This is a genomic window from Tomitella biformata AHU 1821 (genome assembly GCF_000524475.1).
Lineage (GTDB): Bacteria > Actinomycetota > Actinomycetes > Mycobacteriales > Mycobacteriaceae > Tomitella > Tomitella biformata.
This window is the reverse complement of sequence record NZ_BAVQ01000036.1, coordinates 168,570-181,681: the sequence shown is the minus strand read 5'-3', so window position 1 is coordinate 181,681 and position 13,112 is coordinate 168,570. Positions and strand designations below refer to the sequence as shown.

The following is a 13,112-nucleotide window of genomic DNA, read 5'->3' as shown; positions in this document are numbered from 1 at the left end:
ACATGCCAGAGAAAAACTTGCCGACGAGCGGGATTGACGACGCGGTGCTCCGCGAGACCGCCCGGCGCCTATACGAGGCCGAGAAGACGCGGACCCCGATCCCCCAGCTGTCGCTGCAGTATCCGGCGATGACGATCGAGGACGCGTATGCGGTGCAGCGCGCGCTGACCGACCTGAAGGTGGCGGACGGCCGCACCGTCCGCGGCCGCAAGATCGGCCTGACCTCGAAGGTGATGCAGCGCAACGCCGGCATCACGGAGCCCGATTACGGCGTGCTCTTCGACGACATGTTCGTCGACGACGGCGGGGTCGTCGCCGCGCGCCGGTTCATCCAGCCCCGCATCGAGGTGGAGCTCGCGTTCATCCTCGGCGAGGACCTCAGCGGCCCCGGCGTCACTCTGTACGACGTGCTGCGCGCCAGCGAGTACGTCACCCCCGCGCTCGAGATCCTCGATTCGCGGGTGCAGATGACCGACCCCGCCACCGGGCACCGCCGGACCATCGTCGACACGATCGCGGACAACGCCGCGGACGCGGGCATCGTGCTCGGCGGCCGCGTGGTCCGCCCCCTCGACATCGACCTGCGCTGGGTGTCCGCGCTGCTGCTGCGCAACGCGGCCATCGAGGAGTCGGGGGTGGCCGCCGCGGTGCTGGGCCATCCCGCGCACGGCGTGGCCTGGCTGGCCAACCGCCTCGCGCCCCACGGCGTCAGCCTCAAGGCCGGCGAGGTGATCCTCGCGGGCTCGTTCACCACCCCCATCTTCGCCGAGCCCGGCGACACCTTCGTTGCCGACTACGGGCCCCTGGGCACCGTGTCCTGCACATTCGCGAAAGAGGAGGACTGATGTCCGCCAACAGTTGGATTGAGCGGCTGCGCACAGGCGACACGCAGTTCGGCATGTGGATCGCGTTGGGCAACGCCTACAGCGCGGAGGTCTGCGCCGGGGCCGGCCTGGACTGGCTGATGCTCGACCAGGAGCACGTCCCCAACGACATCCGGTCGACGCTGTCCCAGCTGCAGGCGGTGGCCGCCTACCCCGTCGAGGTCCTGATCCGCCCCGCCTCCGGCGACCCGGTGGCGATCAAGCAGCTCCTCGATATCGGCGCCACCAACCTGATCGTGCCGATGGTCGACTCGGCGGAGCAGGCCCGGGCCCTGGTCGCAGCGACCCGGTATCCCCCGGTCGGCATCCGGGGCGTGGGCAGCGCCCTGGCCCGCGCCTCCAGATGGAATCGAACATCTGACTATCTCATCACCGCAGACGACGGGATCACCCTCACCGTCCAGGTCGAGTCCGTCGCCGGGCTCGCCGAGCTCGAGCAGATCGTCGCGGTCGACGGGGTCGACGCGGTCTTCATCGGCCCGGCCGACCTCGCCGCGTCGATGGGCTACCTGGGCCAGCCGGAGGCGCCAGAGGTTGTTAGCGTGATTGAACAGGCGATATCCACCATCGTCGCCAGCGGAAAGTTCGCTGGGGTGAACGCCTTCAACGAGCAGACGGCACGCCGGTACATGGCGGCCGGCGCCCGGTTCGTGCTCGTCGGCGCGGATATCGCGATCCTCGCGCGAGGCAGCGAGGCCCTGGCCTCCCGCTACGCGGAAACACCGTAAGGATTCACTGACAAGACTTCCATCTGACGCTCCCGTCACTTAGGATGGGAGGGACGGCGTTCCGCAACGCCCACTACAACCCGGCACTACGGAAGGTCTCCCATGGATTTGGACTTCACGAGAGAGCAGGTGGAGTTCCGCGACCAGGTGCGCACATGGCTGGCAGAGCACAAGCCGCGCGAACCTCGGCCTCGGGACAGCGCGGGCATCCGCGAATACGACACCGCATGGCAGCGCACCCAGTGGGAAGGCGGCTGGGCCGGTATCGCCTGGCCCAAGGAGTACGGAGGCGGCGGGCTCACCCTGCTGCAGCAGCTCATCTGGTACGAGGAGTATGCCGCGCAGGGCTTCCCCGGGATCGACGCGAACTTCGTGGGGCTGAGCCACGCCGGCCCCACCCTGATCACCCGGGCCACCGAGGAGCAGAAGTCGTTCCACCTGCCGCGGATCCTCCAGGGCGAGTCCGTGTGGTGCCAGGGCTTCTCGGAGCCGGACGCCGGCTCCGACCTCGCCTCGCTCCGGACCAAGGCGGTGATCGACGGCGAGGACCTGGTGGTGACGGGGCAGAAGATCTGGACCAGCTTCGCCACGGGCGCCGATTACCAGGAGCTGCTCGTCCGCACCGACAACTCCGGCTCGAAGCACCAGGGCATCACGTGGGTCATCTGCGACATGCACAGCCCCGGCATCGAGGTGCGCCCGATCCAGACGATCGAGGGCAGCGAGGAGTTCTGCGAGGTCTTCTACGACGAGGTCCGCATCCCGCTGGCCAATGTCGTCGGCGAGGTCGACGCCGGGTGGAGCGTCGCGATGTCCACCCTCTCGTTCGAGCGCGGCACCGCGTTCACCGCGAATCAGGTCCGCCTCGCGAAGGTCGTCGAAGACCTCATCTCGTTCGCCAAGGAGCATGTCGGCCCCGACGGCCGCAGGCCCGCCATCGCCGACGACGAGATCTCGCGACGGCTCGCCCGGGCCCGCGCCTCGGTGGCGTCGCTGCGCGCGATGACCTATGTCGGCATCTGCCAGAACTTGAAGACGGACACCCCCGGACCACGCGGTTCCATGCTCAAGCTGCACTACGGCGACCTGTGCAAGGAGGTGGCCGCGCTGGCGATGGAAATCGTCGGCCCGGACGCGCTGCGGGACTCGTCCCGCTGGGACAGCGGCGGCTGGGTCGGCAACTACTTCTACTCGTTCTCCCAGTCCATCGGCGGCGGCACGTCGGAAATCCAGCGCAACATCATCGGGGATCGCATCCTCGGTCTCCCTCGGTGACAGGAAGCAGGGATCATGGATCTTCTCCCCTCTGAAGAGCAGCTAGAAATTGTCGCGGCGGCCGAGGACTTCGTCTCCTCGCGGATGCCCTCCACAGACATCAGGCTTCGCCGCACCGAGGCGTCGGCCATCGACGCGGACGTGTGGCGGGAGGGCGCGGAGCTCGGCCTGCTAACCCTGGGCCTCGACGAGGCCTCCGGCGGCGCCGGCCTCAAGCTAGATGACGAGGTGCTGATGTTCGCCGCGCTCGCCCGCAACCTCGCGACGGGCCCGTTCCTCGCGTCCACTCTCGCGGCTCGAGTTGCCGCGCACTGCGGCGACGCGCGACTGTCGAAGCTAATCGGCGCCGGCGACGCGATGGTCGGGCTCGCCGAGCCGCGCGGGGACGCGGCGATCGGCCCCGACGGGTTCAAGGGCGCCTTCGACCTCCTGGACTGCGCTGGGGCGACCCACGCCCTCGCCGTCTCCGAGCACGGCGCCGCACTGCTCGAGTTGTCCGAGTTTGGCGACATCACCACGGTGGAATCGGTCGACCCCGGCACCAGGCTGGGCGCCGCCACCGTGGTTGCGGGAACGGTGTTGCACTGGCTCCCCGCCGACGTCGAGTCCATCTGGGACCGGGCCGTCCTCCTCACCACCGCCGGCCTGGCCGGGCTGGCCGAGGCCACGACCGCCACCTCCACCCTCCATGCCAAGACCCGGGTCCAGTTCGGCCGCCCGATCGGCGTCAACCAGGCCATCAAACACGCCTGCGCCGACATGGCCGTGGGCGCCGACGCCGCGATATCCCAGACCCTGTTCGCCGCGGTGTGCCTGCAGTCCGGCCGCCCCGACGCGCGCTTCCAGCTCTTGGCCGCGAAATCCGTGGCCTCGCGCGCGGCAATCGCCAACGCCGAGGCGAACATCCACATCCACGGCGGCATGGGATACACGTACGAGCACGACGCGCACCTGTATCTCAAGCGCGCACATGTCCTCAACCAATTGTTCGGGGAGCCCAATGCTGTGCTCGCCGACCTCCTCGCACAGGAGCCCGCTCAGTGAACAGAAGAGTCGCTATCGCCGGAGTCGCCCTCTCCGATGTCGGCCGCGTAGACAACAAGAACGCCTACGAGCTCATGGCCCAGGCGAGCCGGCGCGCGCTGGCCGAGGCCGGCCTGACACCCCAGGACGTCGACGGACTGGCCTCCACAGGACAAGGCACCCTGCCGCCGACCGATGTCGGCGAATACCTGGGGCTCAAACCGCGGTGGATCGACTCCACCTCCGTGGGCGGCGCGTCGTGGGAGGTCATGCTGGCGCACGCGACGGACGCGATCGCCGCGGGCCACGCGAATGTCGTGCTGCTGACATACGGCTCCACCGCCCGGGCCGACATCCGCAAGGGCCTGCGCGGGGCCAACATCAACTGGGGCTCGCGCGGGCCGCTGCAGTGGGACTCCCCCTACGGGCACACCCTGATCTCCAAGTACGCGATGGCCGCCCGGCGCCATATGCACCAGTACGGCACCACCATCGAGCAGTTGGCCGAGGTCGCCGTGTCCGCGCGCTTCAACGCCGCCGACAACCCCGAGGCCATGTTCCGGGACCCCATCACCATCGACGACGTGCTGTCGGGGCCCATGATCGCGGACCCGTTCACCAAGCTGCACTGCTGCATCCGGTCGGATGGCGGCGCCGCCGTCGTGCTGGTCGCGGAGGATCGCGTCAAGGACCTCAAGTCCGACCCCGTGTGGGTCCTCGGCTCCGGCGAGGCCACCTCGCACATGCTCACCAGCCAGTGGGACGACATGACGGTGGGACCGGCGTCGGTCACCGGCCCCATGGCGTTCGCGCGGGCCGGCCTCACCCCAGCCGACGTGGACGTGGCCCAGGTATACGACGCCTTCACCTACATGCTGCTGCTCACCATGGAGGACCTCGGATTCTGCGCCAAGGGCGAGGGCGGGGCCTTCGTCGAGTCTGGCGCCCTCCGGCTCGGCGGCTCATTGCCGACCAACACCGACGGCGGCGGGCTCTCCGCCTGCCACCCGGGTCAGCGCGGGTTGTTCCTCATCGTCGAGGCAGCCCGTCAGTTGCGGGGCCAGTCCGGCCTGCGGCAGGTCGAGGACGCCAAGATCGCCCTTGTCAGCGGCACCGGCGGATGGTTCTGCTCCAGCGGAACGGTGCTGCTCGGCGCTGAGCAGCCATGACCCCGGTGCTCAGCGGATGGTTCGCCAACGTCCCCGCGGCACTCGACGCCGCGGGGCACGAGCACGGCGCTAGAGACGCCTATGTGGAGGCGGACGGCACGCGGATCAGCTTCGCGGACTGGGTATCCCGCGCCCGCGGCCTGGCCGCGCACCTCGCTGGACGAGGTGTGGCCACAGGCGACGTCGTCGCGCTGATGCTGCCGTCCGGCATCGACTACGCGGTCTGTTACGCGGCTATCGCCATGGCCGGGGCGGTCACCGCCGGCGTGAACCCGCGCCTCGGACCTCGTGAGACCTCGGCGGTGCTTGCCGCCGCGAGGCCGAGTCTGATCATCCGCGATGCGGACGCCGGCCTGCCCGCCGCGCCCGCAGGCGTCCCCGTGCTGGCCCGCTCGGACCTCGAAACCGCGTGCTCGACGGCGCCCGTTCCGCCGCCCCAGCTCACCCGGCAAGATCCGGTTGCGATCATCTTCACCAGCGGCACCACCGGAATGCCGAAGGGCGCGTGGTTCGACGCCGACAATCTCGCCGCGTCGGCGGCCGCGTCCGGAGCCATGAGCGCACCCTATGACCGCCGCCTGTCCGCCACCCCATTCCCCCATGCCGGCTACATGTCCAAGCTCTGGGACCAGCTGATCTGGGGCACCACGGTGGTGATCTCCCCCGCGCCCTGGTCGGCGTCCCGCATGTTCGAGGTGCTGCAGACGGAGCGGATCACCGTCGGCGGCGGGGTCCCCACCCAGTGGGCGAAGCTGCTCGAGGAACCCGGCGTCAGTCGCGACTCACTGCCCCACCTCCGAGTGGGAGTGGTCGCCAGCGCGCCCGCCTCACCCGACCTCGTCTCCCGCACCGCCGAGCTGATCGGGGTGCCCCTAGTCGTGCGATATGCGATGACGGAGTCCCCGACGATCTGCGGCACCGAGCCCGGGGACCCCGCCGACGTGGCGTTCCGGACCGTCGGACGTCCCCAAGCGGGCATGTCCATCCGCATCACCGACGACGACGGCCACGACGCGCCCCCCGGCCAAATCGGCACCGTGCGCGTGCGGGGCGGCTGCGTCATGCGCGGCTATTGGGGTGACCCGGAGTCCACCCGGGCCGCGTTCGACGCCGACGGATATCTCGTTAGCGGAGACCTCGGCATGCTCACCGAGGACGGCAATCTCGCGTTGTCCGGCCGTTCCGGAGACCTCTACATCCGCGGCGGCTTCAATATCCACCCAGTGGAGGTCGAACAGGTCCTCGCGGAGCATCCCGCGGTGCGGTCCGCCGCGGTGGTCGGATACCCCGCCCCCGTCATCGGCGAGATCGGCGTGGCGTTCGTGGTTCCCGAAAACCCAGCCGCACCACCCGAACTGCGAGACCTGCGCGCGTGGTCCCGGGACCGGCTGGCCGACTACAAGTCTCCCGACCATCTGATCCTGCTCGATGCTCTCCCGCTCACCGCCATGTCCAAAACCGACCGCAATCGCCTGCGCGAGCTAGCCCGGGAGAATCCGCCGGCCCCGCGCGCCCAGCGGCGAACTGCCCCCGCCACAGCAGAGGACTCGACGTGACAGCAGAGCCTTTATCAGCCCGCACCGACCGGCTCGCCAATCTCCGCGACACCGCCGGGCTGCCCTTCGCCGATGGTGCCCGGACGCTGCCGGGGATCCTCTACCGCGGCGACGCGCCCTACCCCGGGGACACGCTGCCCACAGAGGTTCCCACCTGGCCCCCGGCGGCCGTGCTGGATCTGCGCTCCGTCGGCGAGCGCGAGCGGGCGCCGTTCGACTGGCCCGGCCGCACCGCCGCCCACCATCGACCGCTGCACGACGCCGCCGCCCCGACGGCCGAGCTGCCGCCCGACCTGACGACCCTCTACGACAACATCGTGGACACCGCCGCCGAGCGGATCGCTGGCCTACTGCCCATCGTCGCCCACGCCGACGGTCCCGTGTTCGTGCACTGCTCGGCGGGCAAGGACCGCACCGGGGTGGTCGTCGCCGCGCTGCTCCTGGCCGTCGAAGTGGAACCCTCCGCAGTCATCACCGACTACCTCCGCACCGGCCCGAACATGTCCCCACTGCAGAGCCGATGGAAGGCCAAGGGGCATAAGGGGAGCCGGCCGATTCCCGACAGTTGGCTGCTTGCTCCCGAGGAGGCAATCACCAGCGTCGTCGACCGCCTGCTCGGCTGGCCGACTGGGCCGTCTGGATGGTTGCTCGACCATGGCGCCAGCGCTTCCGATCTCCAGCGGTGGCGGGACCGCCTGCGAGGCCCACAGCGCGCCTGACATCCCACACAACCGAGCAGAGTCACCCATCGCCAGCAGGAGAAGGCCTCGCCCAGCATATTGGGCGAGGCCTTCCTCGATATTTCTACGATCGTTGAGCTCGTCATTGACAGATCACAACGCCTGGATCTCGGCAGGTATCAGGCGTCAGCTCTACCCGGCTGAAACTTCGCACCGTCCCAGTAATCTCGGTTCGACGAAATCTTGCCGTCGACCAGGGTGCCGACGGAGGAACCGCGCAGGCCCTGGGGCTGCATGATCCACTCGGCCGCATATGCGGTCGCCGTGCTGTGCCCGCTCACGACCTCGTAACTCACATCGGGCACGGCCTTGTTGGAGAGCCGGACGAAGTTCGCCACCTGACGGCGGCCTCGAGAAATGTGCCCAGCGCTCACGTCCTCGTAGACGCAGTCCTCGGTGACATAGCTGGCAACCTTCTCAGGGTCCTCTGCGCTCCATGCGGCAAAGTAGTCCAAAATCCATTGTTCGACCACGCTATTCCTCCATCACATTGGTTTGACAAATCAACTGCACAGCTACGCCGCTTCCCAGGCGCCAAGCTGATCCAGATCCTTATGGCGCACGGCGAGGGTCGTCGGTATCCGACGGATCGAAGTCGAACAGGCCCTCACGAACCACCGCTCCCAGGAGACCGATATCGGTCTTCCCCTTCTCTGCGGCCTCCACGCAGGCCTCGAAATCCTTCTGTAAGAAAGGGCCTGCGATCTCTGCGAAACGCTCGACACCTCCTGTCTGCAGAGCACGCTCAGACGCCCCGCTGGAGCCACTGCACACGGCTAGAGCGGCCAGCAATGCGTCCTGGTCAACGTCCAGTCCGCGGGCTATTCGGACCGCGTCCGCCACCAGTTGGACGTTGGCAGCGAAGAGCAGGTTGTTTATCAGCTTCACGTTGAGCGCGGAACCAAGCCCTCCGCTCCAGAGGATCGAGTCTGCGTACGCAGACAATATTGGCTTGACCAGGTCCACCGAGCCCTGAGCGCCACCAATCAGCACGGTGAGTCCCCCCTGCGAGATTTCCTCCGCGGTGCCGCTGACTGGCGCGTCCAGCACTTCGACCCTGCTCCCCGCCTCCTCCTGAATCCGGAGAACGGCGTCGACGCTCCCCGTTGTATGCGAGATGAGGATGGACCCCGGCCTCATATGTCGGGCCACACCATTTTCGCCGAGCGTCACCTCAAAGAGTTGCGCATCCGAGAACAGGCAACAGATCACGATATCGGCGGTGCTGGCCAATTCGGCCAAAGTGTCCGCAACCACCGCGCCCCGCTTCTGCAACCGTGCGGCGGTATCTGCGTTGCGGACATATACCTGCGTGCGATGACCTGACTCCAAGAGCCGAACAACCATTGGCTCCCCCATCTGGCCAGCACCGATAAATCCCACCTGCAACGTCATACGACCTCCCCGGATGAGACTCCTCCACCTCCGGAGGAGTCGATGGCGCCAAGATAGATACACCTAACATGTATGTCAGATTTACCCCATTAACGCTCGCGCAAAAGCCCTTCGGAGCAACCAGCGCCAGCCACACGCACGAAACTGTCAGGTAGCAGGCACCCCCGAACAGCGCCGGAGGTGACCACCCTCGACGGAAGCAGCGGGCCCCATTGACATGAGTGATTCAGGTCACCTATGTTCAGGCTGTCAGAATACCATTCGAGTCAACATCTGGCCCAACCATCCGCGGATCGAGCCCTCTCCCCGAGGGCTCCCGAATCCGAGTCTGATGATCGTGCCGTCGGCCCAGGTTTCCAGCGACGGTTTCCGAGCAAGTTCCCACAGTGCATCACCCGAGAAAGGTGGCCGGCTATGCCCGGAAAATCCCCAGGATGGCCCCCCGCATTCAAACTAAGGTCTAGCGCGCTCCTCGCGATAATCGCCATTGCCGCCACCGCGTGCGGCAGCAGCGCGGGAGATTCCGCAGCCGAGTCGACGGGGGAGATTGACAGAAACGCCAAGTTCTCCATGGCCTGGACCCTCGGTCCCACCAACCTCGACCCCCACCAATCCACGAACTACTCGGTCGACTTCAACTACCTGTCCCCCGTCTACGACCGCCTGACCCAGGCCGTGACCGGCCCCGAGGTCACGCCAATGCTCGCGGAGTCCTGGGATTTCGCGGACGACGGGATGTCCGTCACCTTTCACCTGCGCGACGACGCCACCTTCCACGACGGCACCCCCGTCGACGCGACGGCAGTCGCCCGCAGCCTGGACCGCGCCCGCGACCCCAAACAGGCCCGCGTCGCCGGCTCCCTGTCGATGATCTCCGCCGTCGACGCGGTCGATCCGGCAACGGTCAAGATCAGCACCAATCGCCTCGCGGCAGACCTGCCCGCCGTCCTCACCTCGACCGAGGCCTCCATCATCAATCCGCTGGCACTCGACGGCGGCGTGGACCTCACCGTGGACACGGCCGGCTCCGGACCGTATATCCCTGAGACCATCCGCCCCGGCGACCGCATCACCTACAAGCGTCACGACGGATATTGGGACCCCGAGGCCCAGAAGCCGGCAACCCTCGAGATCGTGGGCATCACCGACGACAATGCCCGGCTCAACGCGTTTCGCAGCGGCCAGGTCGACGCCATCCTCGTGAAGGCCGGCCAGGCCGACGACGTCAAGACGCTGATCGCGCAGCCGAAATACAAGCTGCACACCTTCCCTGTGGGGCAGTTCTACGCGCTCCAGCTAGACATCGGCCAGCCAGGGCTAGAAGACGCCCGCGTGCGACAGGCGCTCAATTACGCCGTCGACCGAGAGGGCATCAACGAGGGCCTGCTCAACGGAATCTGCGAGCCGGTCACACAGCCGCTGCCGGCCGGCGTGGACGGGCACAGCGAGAAGGTCGACGACCTTTACAACTACGACCCGGCGAAGGCTCGCGAGTTGCTTGTCGCGGCGAACGCGCCCAGCGACCTGACTATCAACCTCACCCACACCGCCGGGCTCTCACCGCAGCAGGAGATGGCCACGGCGCTGCAGGCGCAGCTGGGCGAGGTCGGCGTCAAGGTCAATATCATGCCGATGGCGTCCAACGACGCAGCGCTAAAGTTTGCGGAGGGCGGGCACTCGCTCCTCAACCCCCGTCTCCCATTCCCCTTCTCGTCCCAGACACTGCGCACGAACTACATGGTGCCGCAGCGATTCCCCACCCTCGCGCCGCAGAACTTCCAGGACCTGGTGACAGCGTCGTTTGACCCGAACATCAGCGATGACGAGCGGACCGACCTGTATTCACAGGCGTCCGGAATCGCGGCGCAAGACGCGTTCGACGTGTTCCTCTGCGGCGTGCCGACACAGATGGCCTACACCGACGATGTCGTTGGGATCACCACCGCCGGCCAGGGAGACTTCGTCGGCATCGTGGACATGAGGTACGTGGGCAAGACTTCGTAGCCGCCACGAGTCTGGCACCGGCTGCGGGCCGGCCTCCGCGACCCCGGAGGCCGGCCCGTTTCCACGCCTAGCGGCCGCGGAGCAGGAATTCTGACAGGATAGTCACGTCCCCGAGCGAGCGCAGCAGGTCATTCAGGTGGGTGCAGCTAGACACTCCTCGGAATTCCTGGCCCACGAGTTCGCCGGCGGCGGCGACCGTGTGGCCAACGAGCCGCTGGGCGCCGGCGACCGCGCCCGGGCACTCCGGCCAGGGCAGCACCCGCGGTGTGACGACCAACCTGTCTAGCACCTTCGAATCCGCCCGCAGCTCGAGATCGACCTGGTATTCGTGGACCACCATCTCGTCCCCGCCTGCGTCGACGTAGCTATCCCGGAACATCGCGTCTACCCGCACCCGGCCGGCTGGAGCCGGACCATCCATCCAGACATCCATGCGCCGCAGCCGCCGCATCGACTTCACGGGCATCCGCGACATCGAATGCCACGCTTCAGGATCGGCCCCGTTCACGACGTCTGGCGCAGGAGGCCCGATGATGAGCGGTGAAACCCCGGCCCGCTCAACGCCCCTCATCATGGTGCCGCCCGACACGAATCCCGCGCAGTAGTCCGCCGGCGATCCGGAGCGCCGCTGCCGCTCGCCACCACGGCTGATCCTCGCTAAATCCTCGGCCGGCAACTCATGGGTCAACGCGAAACCGGAGATCACGGTGGCCACAGGCACATCGTCCAGCAGTCGATGCAGGACGCTTATCGCATTCGAGCCCGCCCGGCTCCCCTGCGCCGGTGAGCCGTCGAGACCGAGCGCGCCGCTGAGCGCCTTACGGAAACCCGAGGAGGCTCTGGCCCCCACAAGCGCGCCCAGCCCCGTCACCATCGGCGTGCAATCGACCCTCCTGACGATCTGGCCCGGCGCGAAGTCGATGTCGACCGCCATCCGGGCCTCAGCCACCGCCTCAGTGACGCCGTCGGCAGATGTGGACAGGTCCCGACCAGAGCCGACCAGCTCGAGGACCCCCGTCGGGCCCGCCGGCCGAAGAATGTCGACCGAGGTGGTGCGCCGAATCGAGCGCGGCCGCCGATTCGGCGTGTCTGGAGCCGGCTCCTGGATCCCGGGGGTTGGCGCTAGCAGGTTCTCGGCCATTCGTCGTTCTCCTTGTCTGCCAGCAGATCTGCGCTTCGGCACCCCCGAATCTAACACCGATATCTAGATTCGGACGGCGTCGGCGGGGATAGCAGCGGCGCGCTCAGCCCCGACCCCGGAGAGCACAGGGCCGCGCCCGATGATTGACACAGGTGAGCCACATCACTTATGTTCAATACTGTCAGAATGTGATTGCTGCGGATACAGCGCGTGGACCAGCTCGGTCGCCAAATACGGTGAATATGCTGATAATAGGCGTCTTCAACCCAGAGAATGGGGCGGATTCCCGCTTCAATCCCCAAACCCATAGTGAATGGATCGTCAGATTGTGACCATCGTTCTGCGAGACGGAGTACCCGATGAGCCCCGATCCTGTGGAAATCGTGCCCGGCAAGCTGTATGCCCTCGGCGACACGGTGCCGAATGATGGCCGAATCTCCTGGGCAGCCCCGGACGCCTACCCGCATGAGCCGATCGCCGCGTATCTCCTGCTGGAGACAGACACAGCGCTGCTGGTGGACACTGGCGTCGCGGCCCACGAGCAGACCGTCCTCGGCCAACTTTCCGGCCTGATCGGCCCGGAGGTCGAGTTGTCTGTGTTCTGCACCAGGTTTGAGGGTGATTGCCTCACGAACCTGGGACCGCTGATCCAACAATTCAACGTGGTAAGCATCTTCGGCGGCGGCGTCAGCAACCCATTCGACTTCTTCGACGACGTGAGCCCGCAAGAGCAGATCAGAACGGACCACGCCATTGAGATCCTGCGCAAGCGGGCGGGCGACAAGCTGAGCCTGGGTCCCGGCCGAGACGTCGAGCTGGTGGCGACCTCGCTGCGAGTGCTCACCACATTCTGGTTGTTCGACGAGGCCACCGGCGCCTTGTTCACCTCAGACGGCCTCGGCTTCGAGGGTCTGCACAACGCCGGGCTCGAGGGCCTCGTGCGCGATGCCCCTCCCGAGACGCTCGAGCTGGCCGATCTGGCGCCGCGGCTGTTCACCAAGTTCGACTGGCTGTTGAGGGCCGACACCAGACCGTTTGCCGCAGAGCTGGAACGGTTGTTCGCCACGCGCGACATCCGCATCATCGCGCCCGGGCACGGCCGTGTCATGCGCGGCCCCGAGACGGTCGAGTTCTATTACGCCGCGACACAGTCACTGCTCGAGACCTGTGTCCAGTCGTGACTACGAGAGCAGAGGG

General features: G+C 67.3%; 12 protein-coding genes. 9 read left to right on the top strand and 3 right to left on the bottom strand.

Features of this window, described 5'->3' with window-relative positions:
* The first annotated feature begins 2 nt into the window (after positions 1 to 2).
* The 7 genes from hpaH to TBIF_RS12880 all read left to right on the top strand — a co-directional run bounded on the left by hpaH (position 3) and on the right by TBIF_RS12880 (position 7,354).
* Positions 3 to 845 (top strand): 2-oxo-hept-4-ene-1,7-dioate hydratase, encoded by an 843-nt coding sequence (hpaH, locus tag TBIF_RS12910; protein ID WP_024795212.1) that lies wholly within the window; start codon positions 3 to 5, stop codon positions 843 to 845.
* Positions 845 to 1,612, top strand: coding sequence for an aldolase/citrate lyase family protein (locus TBIF_RS12905; RefSeq protein ID WP_024795211.1), 768 nt, complete (start codon positions 845 to 847; stop codon positions 1,610 to 1,612). The genes hpaH and TBIF_RS12905 overlap by 1 nt, the downstream gene beginning before the upstream one ends.
* A 102-nt stretch (positions 1,613 to 1,714) precedes the next feature.
* Positions 1,715 to 2,887, top strand: coding sequence for an acyl-CoA dehydrogenase family protein (locus tag TBIF_RS12900; RefSeq protein ID WP_024795210.1), 1,173 nt, complete (start codon positions 1,715 to 1,717; stop codon positions 2,885 to 2,887).
* Positions 2,888 to 2,902: 15 nt separating this feature from the next.
* Positions 2,903 to 3,931, top strand: coding sequence for an acyl-CoA dehydrogenase family protein (locus tag TBIF_RS12895; protein WP_024795209.1), 1,029 nt, complete (start codon positions 2,903 to 2,905; stop codon positions 3,929 to 3,931).
* Entirely contained in the window at positions 3,928 to 5,079 is a 1,152-nt protein-coding gene (locus tag TBIF_RS12890) for an acetyl-CoA acetyltransferase (protein WP_024795208.1), read from the top strand. The genes TBIF_RS12895 and TBIF_RS12890 overlap by 4 nt, the downstream gene beginning before the upstream one ends.
* Positions 5,076 to 6,635, top strand: a complete 1,560-nt coding sequence (locus tag TBIF_RS12885; RefSeq protein ID WP_024795207.1) for a class I adenylate-forming enzyme family protein — start codon at positions 5,076 to 5,078, stop codon at positions 6,633 to 6,635. The genes TBIF_RS12890 and TBIF_RS12885 overlap by 4 nt, the downstream gene beginning before the upstream one ends.
* Positions 6,632 to 7,354 carry a tyrosine-protein phosphatase gene (locus TBIF_RS12880; RefSeq protein ID WP_024795206.1) on the top strand — a complete coding sequence of 241 codons (723 nt, stop codon included), beginning with the start codon at positions 6,632 to 6,634 and terminating at the stop codon, positions 7,352 to 7,354. Before TBIF_RS12885 ends, TBIF_RS12880 begins: the two co-directional genes overlap by 4 nt.
* Before the next feature lie 140 nt (positions 7,355 to 7,494).
* On the opposite strand, the gene TBIF_RS12875 is transcribed toward TBIF_RS12880, so the two are convergent.
* Both TBIF_RS12875 and TBIF_RS12870 read right to left on the bottom strand, forming a co-directional pair.
* Positions 7,495 to 7,848 (bottom strand): nuclear transport factor 2 family protein, encoded by a 354-nt coding sequence (locus TBIF_RS12875; protein WP_024795205.1) that lies wholly within the window; start codon positions 7,846 to 7,848, stop codon positions 7,495 to 7,497.
* A 79-nt stretch (positions 7,849 to 7,927) separates the two neighbouring features.
* On the bottom strand, positions 7,928 to 8,770 hold the full coding sequence (locus TBIF_RS12870; RefSeq protein ID WP_024795204.1) for an NAD(P)-dependent oxidoreductase: 843 nt from the start codon (positions 8,768 to 8,770) through the stop codon (positions 7,928 to 7,930).
* Positions 8,771 to 9,340: 570 nt separating this feature from the next.
* On the opposite strand from TBIF_RS12870, the gene TBIF_RS12865 reads away from it, so the two are divergent.
* Positions 9,341 to 10,774, top strand: coding sequence for an ABC transporter substrate-binding protein (locus TBIF_RS12865; protein ID WP_235174712.1), 1,434 nt, complete (start codon positions 9,341 to 9,343; stop codon positions 10,772 to 10,774).
* A gap of 67 nt (positions 10,775 to 10,841) precedes the next feature.
* Here the strand turns inward: TBIF_RS12865 and TBIF_RS12860 are convergent, their stop codons facing one another.
* Positions 10,842 to 11,915 carry a DUF2889 domain-containing protein gene (locus tag TBIF_RS12860; RefSeq protein ID WP_024795202.1) on the bottom strand — a complete coding sequence of 358 codons (1,074 nt, stop codon included), beginning with the start codon at positions 11,913 to 11,915 and terminating at the stop codon, positions 10,842 to 10,844.
* A gap of 359 nt (positions 11,916 to 12,274) precedes the next feature.
* Between TBIF_RS12860 and TBIF_RS25690 the strand changes: the two genes are divergently transcribed.
* Positions 12,275 to 13,096, top strand: a complete 822-nt coding sequence (locus TBIF_RS25690) for an MBL fold metallo-hydrolase (RefSeq protein WP_158506343.1) — start codon at positions 12,275 to 12,277, stop codon at positions 13,094 to 13,096.
* Positions 13,097 to 13,112 lie beyond the last annotated feature (16 nt).